This is a genomic window from Alkalibacter mobilis (genome assembly GCF_015594845.1).
Classification (GTDB): domain Bacteria; phylum Bacillota; class Clostridia; order Eubacteriales; family Alkalibacteraceae; genus Alkalibacter; species Alkalibacter mobilis.
On the sequence record NZ_JADNRK010000025.1, the window covers coordinates 1 to 18,302 of the forward strand.

The window sequence follows — 18,302 nt, forward strand, 5'->3', positions numbered from 1 at the left end:
TTTCTTTACGAATTATTCTTTGAAAAACAACAGTCTGTCTCAATTTAATATGAGACAGACTGAAAAAGAGACATTTTCTAACGATAATTACTTTAAAAAAAAGAGACATTTTCTCAAGTTATTGACAGTCATCTTTGATTCTGTGAACCAAAGATGACTTTTTTCACCATCTATAAATATTTAAACTTTCCACCAGTTCAGAAGCCATATTTGACAACGCTTCCGATGAGCTAACTATTTCCTCGGTTGATGCTGTCTGTTCTTGGCCTTGTGCCGCTATGTCTTGTACGCTTCTAGCAGCTTCTTCACTGACTATGGCAATTTCATTGATAGATCTTTCGACTTGATTGCTGTTTGTAGAAATCTTGATTGTTTTTTCAGAAATTTCTTTTATCAAGGATTCCAATCTACTGCTGGCCTTCCTAATTACCCCATAAGAGGATTTTACACCCTCTATGGATCTAACACTTGTAGATACCGCATTTTCAGTTTTATTCATATTCTCTACTGCTTCCAAAACTTCTGATTGGATCGTTTTAATAAGTTTTGAAATCTCATCAGCGGCAACAGAAGATTCTTCAGCTAATTTTCTTACCTCTTCTGCAACAACACTAAATCCTTTGCCAGCATCTCCGGCTCTAGCCGCTTCAATGGCAGCATTTAGTGCCAACAGATTTGTTTGGTCTGAAATATTACTTATCAATCCGATTATTTCACCTATTTTTTCAGAAGAAGCCCTTAATTCTTCGATGTTATTTGCTGTTTGTGTAGAATTTTCTTTGACCTCATTTATTCTGATAACAGAAATATCAATTTCTTTATCTCCTTGTTCCAGACTTTCCGAGACGGTATTTGCCTGTTCACCCATTTTTTCAGAGTTTGATTTTATATCAGTGATATCATTTGCCAGCAGTTTCGTTATTTCCAAAGTTTCTTCAGCTTGAGCTGATTGTTCTTGAGAACCTGATGCCATCTGCTCTATAGAATTTCCGACTTCTTCTGCAGACATGGCTATAGCAGTACCAGAAGCGTGTAACTCTTCACTTGACGCAGAAAGATCTTGTGATATATCGTAAATTTTTCTCATGAATCTATTCAACTCTTTTGCAAAATTATTGAACCATGCTCCCAAGGTATCCATTTCATTTTTATTTACTTTCTTGTAGACCTTACACTGATGACATGATTCGTATTCCTTGTTGATTATTTTAGGGCAATGTACCGTCTTTCCGTATTGAGGGGCATAACTGCCGACTTCAAACCAACACAGAACACCATCTTTTTTAAATTCAGGGCAGTCGCTTACACCACAATCCATAATTTCAGAACAATTCACTTTTTCTATAGGATATTTGACTCTCAAGTCGCCCAAAGCCAATTTTGAAAACATATCCTGAAAATTTTCGATTTCACTAAATATCTTTTTAGAAATCAAATAGGTAATTAAAATTATAGTGATTATGCCCATAAAACTAAAAATTCCAACCTTTAATAAAATACCGGCAAGTGTCGCAACGTTAGCACCTCTATCAAACACTCCCTTGTAATAACCTGTAACTTCACCTTTGTAATCAGTCATTGGAATAAGCAAAACGTTTATCTTGTCAAGGTTCAGGACAACAGTTTTATTTTCCCTGATTTTTGCCAAATCGGATTCTTCGACAATAAATGGATCTTCTTCTGAAGTAGAAGCTATCCATTTTGATTCCTTACCGTCATCCGAAGAAACCAAAGACTCTTTTATGGAATACAAATAGAAATCGCCATTGGTGAAGCTTTCCTTTATTCCCAGTAGAAATGATTCGCCGATATCCGCACCCATTTCCACTGTCCCTTGGTGTACACCTTCGTATTTAATGGGAACGACCACTCTGAAACCGTAACCACCTACGCCCTCTTCTATTCCTGAAACCATCTTTTCAGTTTCATTAGCTTCATTGACTGTAAATCTGAAATCTTTTAAACTGTCACCAAATTTTTCCGGATTGTGGAGTCTTAAAAAAGAGGTTGAGTCCGGCAAGTGAAACTGAAACTGCGCTATTTTATCTTCTATAGACAAATATGATCCTTCAAGCATATAGATCAATGCTTCTCTATCCCTATTTGCAAATGCTTTCTGTACTTCCTTATTTCCAGCTACGGCAAGAACTGCTGATTTTGCCTCATCGATCAAGGCTGATTCTTTAAGTTTGATAGTTTTGGCAATATTATTCAACCTCATTCTTTCTTCGTCCCGTATGGTTTCTTCCATATTGAAATATAAAGACAAATTTGTCGCTGCCATTACCAATATGGTAGCTAGGCTGATACCGAATATAATTTTTGATTTGTAAGTCATGTTCTTGAACAACATTTTGTCACCGCCTGATTTTAATATTTAAAAACCGATAGTATACGGCTTTACAAGTATACTATCGGTTCTAATTATAAATTATTAATACACAATTCGATTTTTTATGATCATAAAAATTTCTTAATCATTATAATACGTTGCTTATAAATATTTCTACCAAATGAGGGTCAAATTGAGAACCTGCACATTTAACAAGTTCCTCCACTGCTTCGTTTTTTGATTTTGCTGTTTTATACGGGCGCATTGAAATCATCGCATCGTATGAATCGGCTATTGCCATCATTCGAGACATTAAAGGAATTTCATTTTCCTTAAGACCCTCGGGATAACCACTTCCATCCCATTTTTCATGGTGATACAAGACGATTTCCGCCAAATGTGCGAATTCCTCTACACTTTTTAAAATTTGATAACTAGTCTCCGGATGACGTTCCACCTGAAGGTGTTCCTCTTTTGTAATGGATGTCTCTTTATTTAATATTTCCCTTGGTACACTTATTTTGCCTAGATCATGCAGAAGGCCAGCTAATTTTATATCTGAAATTTCTTTTTTCTTCATACCCATAACTCGAGCAAATTTTTCGCAATATCTCGAAACTTCTCTGGTATGCAATTCTTCCACTTCATATTTATCGTATACATTTTTCAAAACATTTTCGACAGTTTCTACCTTCATTGACTTGCCGTTTCGTATTTTGTTTGCATACATATTATTGTCAGCTTCCTTTTGTACGTTTGTCATATCTTGATTTTTATTTGTTTTAACAGCGTAACCTGAAGCGATTGACACGATTATCGAATCTACGCGAGTTTCAGATGCTCTCAAATTGATCCTTTCCTGTATTGATTTCACTTCTTGCTCATTGGTATTTGGGAAAAGTATTAGAAATTCATCTCCTCCCATCCTGCCTATAATATCATCTGATCTGCACGATTCCCTAATGATGGAAGTTACCGTTTTTAGAAGCAGATCTCCTGTTTCATGACCAAATGCATCATTTGTAAGTTTCAATCCGTTAATGTCAAGTATCATTACAGCAAAAGGCAAATTCCTTTTCGTGTCCAGTCTTTTGATTGCATCCTCCATATATCTTCTATTGTATAATCCTGTAAGATAGTCATGGAAGCTGAGGTATTCAATTTGAGATTGTTTTTCCTTTTTTTCGGTATAATCTCTAAATACCAGTACACAACCGGTTATATTCCCCCTGCTGTCCTTGATCGGGGCTGCTTCGTGTTCTATCGGTATCTGCCTCGATGTTTTGGATATTAGGTATGTATCGGTACTCAATTCCGTCATACGGCCCGTCTCCAAAATATCTTTTGCAGGATTCTTGCAAAAATTATTTGTCAGTCCATCTTTTGTTTTATATATTTTTCCGACATTTTTCCCTTTTGCATCTGTAATAGTCCATCCTGTAAGCATTTCCGCAACTGGATTCATTACTATGATCCTGCCTTTGTTATCCGTTGTGATTATCCCATCGCCAACTGACAACAAAGTCGTTTTAAAGTGTTCTTTTTCATTGTACAGATCCTCTTCGATTTGTTTTCTTTCAGTGACATCATTAAATACTGATCCAAAAACAGGAAAACCTTCTCCAAGTGAATTTGATCCAATTTTAAAGAACCGACTTTCAATAATTTTTTCCTTTTGATCCAATAACAGCGTATTGATTTTTTCTATTGATTTTGAATTTTTCTTTAAATCGGATATCAACTGCCAAAACTCATCGGCTTGAATTTCGGTTAGTATATCCAGGAAACTTTTACCAATAAGATCTTCCTTTTTTATCCCTGTGATTTCCGATGCAGATTTGGATATTTCAAGGAATACACCGTTTTCGTCAAATATTACTATCCCACTTGGACTATTATCCATAAGAGCTCTAAATCTTGAATGATCTTTGATCTCATCTTTGGTTTCGACAAAAATGTCTTTCATAAATCAACCTCATCTCTTCGATAGTTTCTCCGATAAGTACAAGAAGGCTTGAAATGACTGCTTTTACATCGATTAGCGCTGAACTTGGCAGCACGATTATAAATCTATGTCTGATGTATATTTTATCACATAAAAAGACCATGCTAAATCAATATTTAACATGGTGCTAAAAATACTTATTAAACTATGTCTCTTTTCCCACGTGCCAAAGATGCAAATATGCCGACGACACAAAAAACAGCAAATATAATAAATGTCAATCTAAAACTTTGAACAAAATCCGGAGTAGTTGATGCGGTTATACTGTTGTCTGCCAGATAAACGGAAACTATCAAGGCCGTGACCGCCATGCTAAACGATTGGCCAACTGTTCTAGCTGTACTGAGTATTCCTGATGCGACTCCATATTGATTTTTATTCATGGAACTCATTATAGAATTTGTATTGGGAGAACTGAATAATGCAAACCCCAATCCGATCAAACTTAACAGGATCACTATAAAAATCAAATTCGTTGCAAGATCCAACGTACTCAAAAGAAAGAGACTAACAGCAATTATCGACATTCCAACCGAAGCAACGTATTGTGGGTCCACCCTGTCGGACAATATTCCAGCCAGCGGAGAAAATACAGCTTGAAAAGCAGGTTGAATCAAAAGTACCATACCTGCATACTGTGGATCAAGACCTTTTACGTATTGAAGATAAAGGCTCATCATATAGCTGATTGCATAAGTGGAACTGTAGTTAATAAATGAGGCCAAAGTTGAAAACACCAATACTCTGTTAACTTTTAACGCCCTGATGTCAAGTAGCGGGTCATCGGTTCTCACTTCGTAGAATCCAAAAGCAATCATAATTACAAGGCCTGATCCAAATGCTATTTTACCAACACTCATGCTATTGAAATTGGTAAGTCCCCATATCAATCCCAAGATTCCAATGCCATAAAGAATCGCTCCAAAGTAATCAATTTTGATCTTTTCATTTGATTTCCATTCCGCATCGATTTTTAAAATCATGAATATCAATAATAATCCAAGGGGAATCGACAAGAAAAATATCCCTCTCCATGAAAAATACTTGACTATCATGCCACTAATAAAAGGACCGGCCGATAGACCAATGTATGTGGAGGCCACATTTATTCCCAAAGCCTTTCCTCTGCTTCCGTGCGGAAAGGCTCCGCTTACTATGGAAACAACCGTAGCCGCCATCATTGCGCCTCCGATTCCTTGAATACCCCTGAATATGATCATCATGGTGACTGATTGAGAAATCCCGCATAACAACGAAGTAGCTGTCATTATTACCGATCCTATCAGCAATGTCTTCTTTCGCCCATACAAATCAGATAATTTTCCGATGGGCAACACAAATAACGATGTCACCAACAATGTAGAGGTGATGATCCAACTTGTATAAGTTGTTGAAGCTCCAAATTCCTGAGTGATGGCAGGAACCGCCACGTTTACTGCAGTGGTATTGTATGCGCTCCAAAATGCTCCCAGCAACGTCGTTGCCAAAATAAAATTTCGTTTTCGAATATCTTGATCCGTCATAAATTATGTCCTCCTGGAATAAGCAAACTAATTATTGGTTTCTATTCAATATTCTTGTCTTGATGTTCACGATTTAAAAGATCGACTTCTGAATTATTATCATCATCAATTTGCACAGTTTGATTTTCTTCTATTTTTTCGTCTTTAAACTCTTCTTCACTGCTTGGTTCCGATAATTCATCCTGGTTTTTATTACGTTCCATAAATCTTTTCTGGCTTTTTTTCATGGTACTGACCATGAAACCCCCTTTGAACTTTCTGGGTTCATATGAGATAATGAAAGCACCCGGTTCAAAATCATGTATAATTGATACCAATTCATCTTCTCTGCTTCTTTTTGTCAGTATCTCCAGTTTGTAACGCAAACTGTCTCTACCTTCGCCCTGATAAATAGTGACCCCAAATCCTTCTTCTCTCAATCTGTCTATGAGCTCCTGATCTCTATTTAACAGATTAACAGTGAAACTGTGGTATCCTATCGCCAATTTATTTTCTATATAACCACCCAACAATATTCCCACGCCAAAACCAACTGCATAAACAATCATCGCTAATGTGGTCTGATCTCCGGTGAAGACCAGCGACAATCCAAAAACGTATACCAATGCCTCTACAAAGCCCAGCACCGAGGCAACTGCAATCATATTTTTCACTAAAAATAGTGTTCTAAGTGTAAATACAGGTACATAAACAAGTTGCATGACCAAAATCAAAATTATCTCTTTCACGCTGATCACTCCTTCCTTAGCGTACTTATAATGTTAACATATTCAATGAAATGATTACAATAAAATTCAGACTTTGGCTATTTATATTTGCCAATTTAAATAACAATTGCCAAATTATACCAACTGCCAAAATATATAAAAAGGCTATAAAAAATGTTATAATCACCTTAAGAGAGATTTATGGGAGGGGTATCTATGCTACACAAACTGAAAATTCTATATGAAAACAACAAAATTTGGATTTACCTTATCAGAACAGTATCGATTTCCTTTTTTATTGCAATAATAGTAATATTGATCGATACAGGATTCATACCCATAATTCGTTTTATTCCCGAAATATTTTTGACCAGTGTAGATTTGGCCAGAAATATTTTAGCAATCCTGGCTGGTAGTTTGCTTACGATAACCACTTTTACCTTTTCAACCATAATGGTAGTTCTTACTACCTATTCTTCAAATTTTTCACCGCGTGTAGTTGAAAATTTTTTGACTGATAGAATAACCATGAAAGTTTTGGGGATTTTTGTAGGTGGATTTTTTTATTGCATATCTGCACTTTTTTTTATGGAAACCACTCTTTCCAATGCAATGGTTATATCCGCATCCATAGCAGTTATCTATTCCATCGTCTGTATAGCGTACTTTATTAAATTCGTTTACACGGTCTCGTCATCCATTCAGGCCTCAAAACTCATTAACAAGCTGTATGACAAATCTTCAGACATGATTGAAAAAGCTATAAATTATCGCATTAAAAATAATTACTCAGACTCTTCCGATGTCGACCAATATCCAAACAGCTACGATGTCAGTTCCGAAACTTCCGGATACATCGAACTTATTGATTTTAAGACGCTGATGGAACTAACCGCGGATATAGACTGCAAAATCGTAGTAAGATGCACTATTGGTGATTTTATATCCAAAAATACGATCATGTTTACGGTATACTACCATTCACAAGAGGATCTTGAAGAAAAATTTGACAAGAAAATATACGACTGCATGACTCTAACAGATCAAAAAATGACATTAAGTGATTACAAATTTTCAATACAAAAAATTGTTGAAGTAGCCTTAAGAGCTATTTCACCTGGTATTAACGATCCCAACACGGCTATTCACTGCATAAGGATCCTAGGCGTGCTTTTAGGCAGCATAGGTGAACACGGCGAAGGATTTAAATTGTTAAGAAATAATACTATGAAAGGCAAGGTCATTTACGAGGACTTTGTCTTCAAAAGAGATCTTTATGACACTTTTCACCAGATAGTTCATTACGGGAAATCAGACATCTCCGTTGTATCGGCATTATTTGAATCATTGGATACAATACTTCGCTCCACTAACGAAAATAATATAAACGAAATAAAATCGTTTGCTCAATATATATTTGACAAATCTTCACCTCAACACGAAAACAACCTTGATCGGATAAAATTGCAGAAATATTTAAACGACATCAAGACATTTTCATCAGAAGTATAAACCACAGAATAATTAAAAAAAAGGAGAAACAATGAGCATATTATCAGCAGAAAATTTAAGTCTTTCTTACGGTGAAAAAGTACTGTTCAACAAAATTTCTTTCACAATAAATCAAGAAAAAACCGGATTGATAGGATTAAACGGAACAGGTAAATCAACATTACTTAAAGTAATAGCAGGCATTGAAAAATCATATGAAGGCGAAATCAAGGCCAGTGACAAAATCACAATAGAATATTTGCCTCAAGATCCGGATTTCCAAGATGATACGACAGTCATTGAACAGATTTTCAAGTCCGATACTCCAATAATAAAAGCAATTCGTGATTACGAAGATGTCCTGTATCAAATTTCAAAATATCCAAACAATGAAGAATTACAACGAAAATTGACAGGATTGATCGAAAAAATCGACAGAATGAACGGATGGGACTTGGAAAGCCAAATAAAGACGATATTAACCAAACTCGGCATCACTGAATTTGATAAGAACATGTCTCACTTTTCAGGTGGCCAACGAAAAAGGATCGCACTGGCGTCTTCCCTGTTAAACTCTTGCGACCTACTGATTTTAGATGAACCTACAAATCATCTTGATAATGAGATGATAGATTGGTTGGAAACGTATTTAAAAGCAAGAAAAGGTGCTTTGATCATGATCACCCACGATAGATATTTTCTGGATCGGGTTTCAGATAGGATCTTTGAATTAAGCAACGGTGATCTTTTCTCATATGATGGAAACTATTCATATTATATGGAAAAAAAATTGGAAAGAACCGATCTCGATTCAGCGAGAGCCAAAAAACTTGAAAATCTCTATAAAAAAGAGCTAGCATGGATGAGACGCGGGGCCAAAGCTCGTACTACAAAACAAAAGGCTCGAATACAAAGATTTGATACCATCAAAGAAAACCTTGATCAAACGGCTTCTAACGAATTGGAGATTTCTTCAGCATTTACCAGATTAGGAAAAAAAATTATTGAAATTCACGAAGTTTCAAAATCTTATGGCGAAAATAAAGTAATCGATTCTTTCAGCTATACATTCCAACGAACAGACAGGATTGGAATTATTGGAAAAAATGGTGCAGGCAAATCAACATTGCTCAACCTCATAACTCAAAAGATCAAACCGGATCTGGGAAAGATCGAAGTCGGCGATACTGTAAAGATTGGATACTTTTCTCAAGAATCAGAAGACTTGAAACCTGAAATGAGAGCTATCGACTACGTCAAAGAGACAGCAGAATTTGTCACTGACACTCAGGGAAGAAAAATCACCGTATCAAAAATGATGGAAAATTTTCTTTTTACTCCTGCGGAACAGTACACCATGATTTCTAAACTGTCCGGCGGTGAAAAAAGACGTCTGTTTTTATTGAAGATCTTGATGAATTCACCAAACGTATTGGTTTTGGACGAACCTACAAATGATCTTGATATTGACACTTTAAAGGTTTTGGAAAATTACATTGATGAATTTTCAGGACCGGTCATAGCTGTTTCTCACGATAGATATTTCTTGGATAGAATTTCAAACAAGATATTTGTTTTTGGAGAAGGAGGTCTCATCACTCAACATACCGGAAATTATTTTGATTATATCAATGAGTCGAAAACTACTGTTTCAGAACAGTCGTCATCAGACAAAATTGAGTCGGCGACACCTAGAACAGCGAGAAAAAAGAACAAGCTAAGTTTCAAGGAGCAATTAGAATATGACAGTTTGCATGAAGATATGGTTTCCCTTGAACAACAGATCGCTATCTTGGATTTGGAACTCTCCAAAAATTCAACTGATTTTGTAAAACTACAGGAACTGGCAATAGAAAAAGAAACTCTTGAAAATAAGCTCCTTGAAAAATTAGAGCGTGAAGAATACCTCAACGAACTAATTCGGAGCTTCAATAATTGATATTTCATTTTCGTAAAGCATTAAACAACGGTACGAGGGCAGCTGCAACAAATCCTCCTGAAAAACCATTGTTGTATAAATTCATTCCCCCGTGGAGATAAGACACATTCATAGTCATTGACATATGAAAGAAACCGGCAATGATCCCATATAAAGGGCCGAAATGCCCTGCCACGGGAGCTAATGTAGTGCCGAACAATGCCGCTAAAAGTGCGGATGTGGAGCCTGCGTCATACACGTTAAAAATTGACGCCAGGTAAACTCCTATAAAGATCGGCACTACGTTTTTAATGTGTTTTCCATATGCGCCAAAGCCCACTACCGTAAATATTCCACCTATTACCGGGCCATTGAAATTGCCACCCAACAAAATTACATAAGCCATCGACATGAATCCCAGTAAAGACATGTTTATTAGTATTATTCCGATACTTGTATCAGACATGAAATCTGTTGGAAGTTTACCGGTTTTTTTCAATAAAAGTTTGATTTCTTTTATTTTAAATCTGCTTTGAACAATGCCTGTTAATAGCAAAAGTAGAAATAGCATGGATAAAAATATGCCTAAAGGCCTGTTCATACCTGTAATGACTCTGACTGTCGACTCTATTTCGTAACCCAATCCCCTTAATACAGCCATAAAAAACATCCCTACTATCCCTGCAGTAAAACCGATATTATACAAACTGAACCCTTTATGAAAAATCAAGAAATGGCAAGATAGCGGCGGTATGACGAAACCAGCGATCACTCCCGCTAAATTTCCAATTATAAATCCCAGATAAATATTTAAATTCAATCCGAATGTTATGCAACTTATTAACGGACCCAGCGCAGTTGAAAATAATCCCATAATCAAATATCTGTTGAAAGCTTCATTTCTAAACTTGGAATATAAATAAACTCCCGCCAGTACTCCCCAAGTATTGTATAGGTTTTTTCCGAAAAAAGAAAATCCCGCCAGTGTAAAAAGCGCCGCCATTAATGCACCATTCATTTCTACCTTGTTTACTCTGGCAAGAAAAATGCCCACAAACGTGATTACGGCACTGTTAAACAGCGCAGACCCAATATTTGAAATTAAAAAATAATCCGTAACCAAAGTACTTGGTGAAACAAGTATGGCTTTCATGCCTTCAACTATTTCACTCGGAGTGTTGAAAATAAAAGCTGATGCAAAAAGAAATATCGTTATCAACGTAATGATCTGGTATTTAAAGTCATTATACAAGTGATTCTTCTCTTCGGCAATTTTCGTTATTACTGTGCTGTATTTGCATTCAGTTAAATTGCTTACTGCGACAGTGTCATCGATTTCAAAGATTTTGTTGTTTTTCTTCTGCATATTATCAACCTTTCATCTTTGTTAATTTAATATTTATGTTATCTGACATGATTATTATATTATGTGAGTGACCGTTTTCCATTGTATCCTTGACACATAAAATTACTAGATTTTAATGTAATGTTACTAATCTGATATATTTATTTTAAATTATGCTGAAACAAAAATGATCGTTCCTTTTGTACTCCGTTGTTCTTTTGTTTTTTTATACAAATGAAACTCGGTTTATGGTAAAATGAAAAGAATATTACATGAAGGAGAGATAACGTGGAATCAGAAAACTTAAAAACGTCTTCTAATTTTATTTACAATTTGATAGATGAAGATATAAAAAACAATACCTTTACCGACAACAGGGTTCATACCAGATTTCCCCCCGAACCAAATGGATATCTTCATATAGGCCATGCCAAGGCAATATTGCTAAATTACAATACCGCTAAAAGATATGACGGTAAATTCAATTTGAGGTTTGATGATACAAATCCTTCAAAAGAAGATGTAGAATATGTAGAATCCATAAAAGAGGATATCAAATGGTTGGGAGCAGACTGGGAAGACCGTTTATTTTACGCATCAGATTATTTTGATAAAATGTATTTTTACGCAGTCGAGTTAATAAACAAGGGTTTGGCATACGTTGACGATTTGTCACCTGAAGAAATTAGAGAATACAGAGGTACGCTGACACAGCCTGGAAAAAACAGTCCATATAGAGATAGAACTGTTGATGAAAATCTTAAACTTTTCGAAAACATGAAAAATGGAGAATATAGCGATGGCTCAAAAGTATTAAGGGCTAAAATCAATATGGAAAGTCCGAACATTAACATGAGAGATCCAATAATCTACAGGATCATGCGAGCCCACCATCATAACACAGGTGACAAATGGTGCATCTATCCCATGTATGATTATGCACATCCTGTAGAAGATGCTATCGAAGGAATTACTCATTCCCTTTGTTCCCTTGAATTTGAAGATCACAGACCATTTTATAATTGGGTGCTTGAAAATATCGAAGATTTTAAAGACGAACATCCAAGACAGATTGAATTTGCAAAACTTTTTTTGACCAATACCATAGTAGGCAAACGTTTCTTAAAAAAATTAGTAGACGACCAGGTTGTCGATGGTTGGGACGACCCAAGATTAATGACAATCGCAGGTTTAAGAAGAAGAGGTGTAACACCTGGAGCAATTCAAAATTTTTGCGATGAGATCGGTGTTGCTAAATCCAACAGCACAGTTGACATTGCAATGTTTGAACACTTTATTCGCGATGATTTAAAAACAACTACACCAAGGTGCATGGCTGTTTTAGATCCTGTCAAGGTCGTAATAACAAATCTGCCTGATGATCATCTCGAATGGCTTGAAATGTCCAATAACCAGGAAAATGAAAGTCTGGGTACCCGTAGGATCCCTTTCACCAAGGAAATCTATATTGACAGAGACGATTTTATGGTGGAACCACCTAAAAAATACCATAGATTGTATCCAGAAAATGAAGTCAGACTGATGGGTGCCTATTTCATCAAATGTCACGATTATATCCTAGATGATAATGGCCGGGTTTCTGAGATCCATTGTACTTATGATCCCGAAACCAAATCAGGTTCAGGTTTTACAGGAAGAAAAGTAAAAGGGACCTTACATTGGGTCAGCGCCAGCGAAAATCAACCCGCAACTTTTAGATTATTTGAACACCTGCTAAAAGAAGATCCTGATTCTGAAACAACGAATGAAAGTGCAATAAATGAAAATTCTTTGAATGTTAAGGATGGTTTTGCTGAAGTATACTTGAAGGATGCAAAAAATTCAGAGCGATTCCAGTTTGTAAGACATGGTTATTTCTCGGTAGACCCCAAGTACACAAGCAAGGATAAACCTGTATTTAACCTAACTGTCAATTTGAAAAGTTCATGGAAAATCAAGTAAATATGACCGGATCTCTCGTTAGGGAGTCCGGTTTTTATTTTATGAAGAAAAAGGCAAAAATAAAAATAATTGTCAACAAGATCAAAGCAACTATATATTTTTTTGACTGCAAATTTAAAGATTGCTTTTGGATCATCTTTAAAACATATGGTACCCCTGACAAGCTGGAAGACTGGTAATTATTGTCTATTCCCTTAATTTTTTTGATTGCATTGTCATCCAAAAATGCAATCGTCCCTTGACTCAGTCCTATCAAATAACTGTTATTGATATTGTCCTTGAAATGTACCTCCAAGGTGACATGGTGTGATCCCTTATAAATATCCTGTTTGGGGATATTGTGCTGTAAATTTGCTGTAGATCCTTTTGATATATATTCAAGCAGGTTTTCATCCCTGTTAACAGACCTCCCATTTAACAGGATACCCTTTCCATCCCCCTTTCTTAGTATTATTATAATGTCAATATCATTTTTCAAAAGATTTTTATTATAATGCAATCCGCTACTCTTTAAAGATTTATTAAATAGGTTTGCAAGTTTTTCTTTAACCAAACCAATTATTTCTTCTTTTGAAATGTCGGTCTCGTTAATTAACTTAAGGGAAAATCTTGATATTGTTTTGCTGTTGCCTAAATTATTTTTGACAGAATTTTTATCATCCAGAATTATAAACTCCATCAATATTTCTTTTGGTATCTCAAATTTGAAATCTTTTATATTTAATAATTGCTGATCATTGAGCACCAACTCAATAACTTCATTTTCATATATGTGGCCTTCTTCCGGGTATAAAAACTTAAGTTTTCTTCCATTGGCCAATTCAGTTTCCAAAGTTTTCAATATATTGATATTTAGTTTAAATTTGCCGGATAAGTTGATCGAATCTTTGATTTTTGTTAATTTATGTGATACATCCGTATTTTTCTTTTCTAAAACTGCTGTACTGTCCTTTCTATCCTGGACCTTGGCTCTTTCGTCGACTTCAATCGATTTTTGCGACTTAATTTCTGTTTTTTCTTTTTTTGATTTTACTCCTGTTTCCAAGTATTCATCTATCTTGTTTACATGTTCTGCCGCTTCTGCCTTATCTACGGATAAATTTTTATACGTTCTTACTATGGTGTCATTCAGGTATTCACTTACAACTCTTTTGATATCCACGAAATCACCTCCTTGTATTTCATATCGGCTGAATTCGAAAAATATTAAACAGGCCGAAGCATTAATACGCCCCGGCCTGTAATAGTAGATTATTCAGCTAACTTTTTGTATACTTCCATTTTTTCTTTTGCATCCATTTCCGCTTTGGCAAACAGTTGCTCAGCCAGAGCCGGGAATGATCTTTGAAGTGACGTATATCTAACTTCACTTCTTATGAAGTCTTGGAATGACTTTGTAGGTTCTTTCGAGTCCAAAACAAATGGATTCTTGCCTTGTTCTTTAAGATCAGGATTGTATCTGTACAAATGCCAGTATCCTGTTTCAACAGCAAATTTTGTTTGCTCCTGAGTTTTGCCCATTCCACTTTTGATGCCGTGATTGATACAAGGAGCGTAGGCAATTATCAATGACGGACCGTCGTAGTTTTCAGCTTCCATTAGAGCTTTCATAAATTGGTTTTTGTCCGCTCCCATACCTACCTGAGCTACATATACATTTCCGTATGTCATTGCAATTCTACCAAGGTCTTTTTTCTTATTTTTCATTCCACTGGCAGCAAATTTTGCGACTGCAGCTACCGGTGTTGCCTTGGAAGCCTGTCCTCCAGTGTTTGAGTATACTTCTGTATCAAACACCATGATGTTGATATCTTCACCGCTGGCTATTACATGGTCAAGACCACCAAATCCGATATCGTATGCCCAGCCGTCACCACCGAAAGCCCAAACTGATTTCTTAATCAGGAAGTCTTTCAAGTTCAAAATGGTCTGGATGCTCTTATTGCAATCTTCACAAGATGATTTGACTTCTGAAAGTGCTGAAAGCAGTTCAACCGAAGCTGTTTTAGAACCTTCTCCGTCTTTTTTGTTTTCTATCCATTTATCGGCAGCAGCTTTAAGATTGTCATTGTCACAACATTCAACCAGATGGTTAAGTGCATTTTCAATCGCAGATCTATTTTTCTTTACAGCAATCGCCATACCAAAGCCATATTCTGCATTATCTTCAAACAATGAGTTAGCCCAAGAAGGACCTTTGCCCTCTGCATTTGTGCAGTATGGAGTTGAAGGTGCTGATCCACCCCAGATAGATGAACATCCGGTTGCATTCGCAATCATCATTCGATCTCCGTAAAGTTGAGTTATAACTTTAGCATATGGAGTTTCTCCACAACCTGCGCAAGCTCCGGAGAATTCAAGCAATGGTTTAACAAACTGACTGCCTTTAACGTTAGTTACAGCAGTAATTTTGTCTCTGATAGGAAGTTTTGATGCGAATTCCCAGTTCTTAGCTTCTTCAAGCTGTGTACCTATAGGTTTCATTATCAATGATTTTTCTTTTGAAGGACAAATATCTGCACAATTTCCGCATCCAGTACAATCAAGAACAGAAACTTGGATCTTGTACTGATAATCTTCAAAACCTTTACCCATGGCTTTCTTTGCCTGGAAGCCTTCCGGTGCATTTTTCATTTCATCTTCAGTAATCAGGAATGGTCTTATAGCTGCATGAGGACACACGAAAGAACACTGATTACACTGAATACAGTTGTCTATTTGCCACTCTGGTACATTTACTGCAATACCACGCTTCTCGTAAGCTGCAGTTCCCTGCGGGAAAGTACCGTCTTCTCTTCCAACAAATGTGGAAACCGGCAAGCTGTCACCTTCTTGTCTATTCATAGGTCTGAGAACATTTTTAATGAAATCAGGCTCGTCCGCTTCAGCTTTTATTTCTTCAGAAGCATTTTTCCAATCTTCAGGAACTTCTACTTTGACCAATGACTTAATACCTTCATCTACAGCTTGGTTATTCATGTTTACTATTGCATCACCTTTGCTGCCGTAAGATTTTTTGATTGCTTCTTTCATGTACTCTACAGCCTTGTCCATATCGATTACCTTGGCAAGCTTGAAGAATGCAGATTGCATGATCATGTTGGTTCTATTTCCAAGTCCGATATTTTGTGCTATGTCCGTAGCATTGATGATATAAAACTCAATATCATTATCAGCTATATATTTTTTCATTTCAGCAGGAAGATTTTCTTCAAGTTCATCTTTTGACCAAACTGTGTTCAGCAGGAAAGTTCCGCCTTTTTTCAAACCTTTTAGCATGTCATACTGATTTACATAAGCTTGAGTTGAGCATGAAACAAAATCTGCCTCATCGATCAAGTAGGTAGATTTGATAGGTTTTTTACCGAATCTAAGGTGTGAAATCGTAACACCACCGGATTTCTTACTGTCGTAAGAGAAATATCCTTGAGCGTACATGTCTGTTTTATCACCGATGATTTTTATGGAGTTTTTATTGGCTCCTACAGTTCCATCAGATCCAAGACCCCAGAATTTACATCTGATAGTGCCTTCTGGTGTAGTATTGATAACTTTATTTGCATCTAATGAAGTAAAGGTTACATCGTCAACTATTCCTATTGTAAATCCGTTCTTTGCAGAATCGGATCTTAGGTTATCGTATACTGCCAATATTTGTGATGGCGTAGTATCCTTTGAACCTAGACCAAATCTTCCACCTATGATCACAGGAGAATTTTCTTTTCCGTAGAACAATGATCTTACATCTTCGTATAACGGCTCTCCAGGTGCTCCCAACTCCTTGCTTCTGTCCAAAACAGCAATTCTTTCAACTGTTTTTGGAAGAACATCAAAGAAGTATTTTTCAGAGAAAGGTCTGTAAAGTCTAACTTTGATTACGCCTACTTTCTCACCCTTTGCCAATAAATAATCAACTGTTTCTTCTATAGTGTCAACAACTGAACCCATTGCTACAATAACATCTGTTGCGTCTTCTGCTCCATAATAGTCAAAAGGCTTGTATTCTCTACCTGTCAATTTGCCGATTTCTTTCATGTAATCCGCAACCACATCTGGAATATCTGTATAGAAAGGATTCAAAGCTTCTCTAGCTTGGAAGAAAATATCAGGATTCTGAGCCGTACCCCTTGTTACAGGATGCTCTGGGTTTAGAGCCCTATCTCTAAATTCCTGTACCTTGTCAAAGTCAAGAAGTTGTGCGAATTCTTCGTATTCTATCTGTTCGATTTTTTGAACCTCGTGTGAAGTTCTGAAACCATCAAAGAAATGCAAGAATGGAACTCTGGTCTTTATTGAAGCCAGGTGAGCAATTCCGCCAAGGTCCATGACTTCTTGAACACTGTTTGATGCAAGCATTGCAACTCCCGTAGGTCTTGCACTCATAACATCAGAGTGATCTCCAAAAATAGACAGAGCGTGTCCAGCTATTGCTCTGGCACTTACATGAAATACTCCTGGAAGCAATTCTCCTGCAATTTTGTACATGTTGGGCAACATTAAAAGCAAACCTTGAGAAGCGGTATAAGTGCTTGTCAATGCTCCGGCCGCCAATGATCCGTGCATCGCTCCCGCTGCACCGGCTTCCGATTGCATTTCAACAACGTCAACTGTTTCACCAAAAATATTCTTTTGTCCTTTTGCAGCCCACTCATCTACCAATTCTGCCATCGTAGACGAAGGGGTTATTGGATAGATTGCAGCTACTTCTGTGAAAGCATATGAAACATAAGCTGCTGCGGTGTTACCATCCATTGTTTTCATTTTTCTTGCCATGAATGAACCTCCTTATTATCAAAAGATATTTAAAATACCAAAAAATCAATCAGAAATCCTGTTTTGATTTTTTTGATTATAACATAGGGATTGTATATTGTATATAGGATTACAGGTACATTGAACTATGTACACACAATACCATATGTTTTATATTGTATATATGGTATATTATACACATACTTTTACTCTTTTTGTATGTCTTTTTGAAAAATACATTAATATTTTATCGTTTTTAATTTATAA

10 protein-coding genes are annotated in these 18,302 nt (G+C 36.3%); 3 read left to right on the forward strand and 7 right to left on the reverse strand.

The features are described 5' to 3' along the window. Window positions 1-163: 163 nt before the first annotated feature. From IWB18_RS10265 to IWB18_RS10280, 4 genes are all read right to left on the reverse strand, one after another. Window positions 164-2,353 (reverse strand): methyl-accepting chemotaxis protein, encoded by a 2,190-nt coding sequence (locus IWB18_RS10265; RefSeq protein ID WP_195683535.1) that lies wholly within the window; start codon window positions 2,351-2,353, stop codon window positions 164-166. 127 nt (window positions 2,354-2,480) lie between these two features. Beyond that, on the reverse strand, window positions 2,481-4,298 hold the full coding sequence (locus tag IWB18_RS10270) for an HD domain-containing phosphohydrolase (RefSeq protein ID WP_195683536.1): 1,818 nt from the start codon (window positions 4,296-4,298) through the stop codon (window positions 2,481-2,483). Between the two features lie 179 nt (window positions 4,299-4,477). Further along, complete coding sequence (locus IWB18_RS10275) at window positions 4,478-5,860, reverse strand: MFS transporter (RefSeq protein WP_195683537.1); 1,383 nt, start codon at window positions 5,858-5,860, stop codon at window positions 4,478-4,480. 41 nt (window positions 5,861-5,901) lie between these two features. Further along, window positions 5,902-6,588, reverse strand: a complete 687-nt coding sequence (locus IWB18_RS10280) for a DUF2179 domain-containing protein (RefSeq protein WP_195683538.1) — start codon at window positions 6,586-6,588, stop codon at window positions 5,902-5,904. A 195-nt stretch (window positions 6,589-6,783) separates the two neighbouring features. Here IWB18_RS10280 and IWB18_RS10285 point away from each other — a divergent pair, with 195 nt between their 5' ends. Next, on the forward strand, window positions 6,784-8,079 hold the full coding sequence (locus IWB18_RS10285; protein ID WP_195683539.1) for a DUF2254 domain-containing protein: 1,296 nt from the start codon (window positions 6,784-6,786) through the stop codon (window positions 8,077-8,079). Between the two features lie 31 nt (window positions 8,080-8,110). Further along, on the forward strand, window positions 8,111-9,997 hold the full coding sequence (locus IWB18_RS10290) for an ABC-F family ATP-binding cassette domain-containing protein (protein ID WP_195683540.1): 1,887 nt from the start codon (window positions 8,111-8,113) through the stop codon (window positions 9,995-9,997). Window positions 9,998-10,001: 4 nt separating this feature from the next. On the opposite strand, the gene IWB18_RS10295 is transcribed toward IWB18_RS10290, so the two are convergent. Beyond that, window positions 10,002-11,342: a DUF1576 domain-containing protein gene (locus tag IWB18_RS10295; protein WP_195683541.1), complete on the reverse strand. Its 1,341-nt coding sequence runs from the start codon at window positions 11,340-11,342 to the stop codon at window positions 10,002-10,004. Between the two features lie 267 nt (window positions 11,343-11,609). On the opposite strand from IWB18_RS10295, the gene IWB18_RS10300 reads away from it, so the two are divergent. Continuing rightward, window positions 11,610-13,283, forward strand: coding sequence for a glutamine--tRNA ligase/YqeY domain fusion protein (locus IWB18_RS10300; protein WP_195683542.1), 1,674 nt, complete (start codon window positions 11,610-11,612; stop codon window positions 13,281-13,283). Window positions 13,284-13,317: 34 nt separating this feature from the next. On the opposite strand, the gene IWB18_RS10305 is transcribed toward IWB18_RS10300, so the two are convergent. Beyond that, complete coding sequence (locus IWB18_RS10305; protein ID WP_195683543.1) at window positions 13,318-14,445, reverse strand: hypothetical protein; 1,128 nt, start codon at window positions 14,443-14,445, stop codon at window positions 13,318-13,320. A gap of 89 nt (window positions 14,446-14,534) precedes the next feature. After that, window positions 14,535-18,056, reverse strand: coding sequence for a pyruvate:ferredoxin (flavodoxin) oxidoreductase (nifJ, locus tag IWB18_RS10310; protein WP_195683544.1), 3,522 nt, complete (start codon window positions 18,054-18,056; stop codon window positions 14,535-14,537). Window positions 18,057-18,302: the final 246 nt, after the last annotated feature.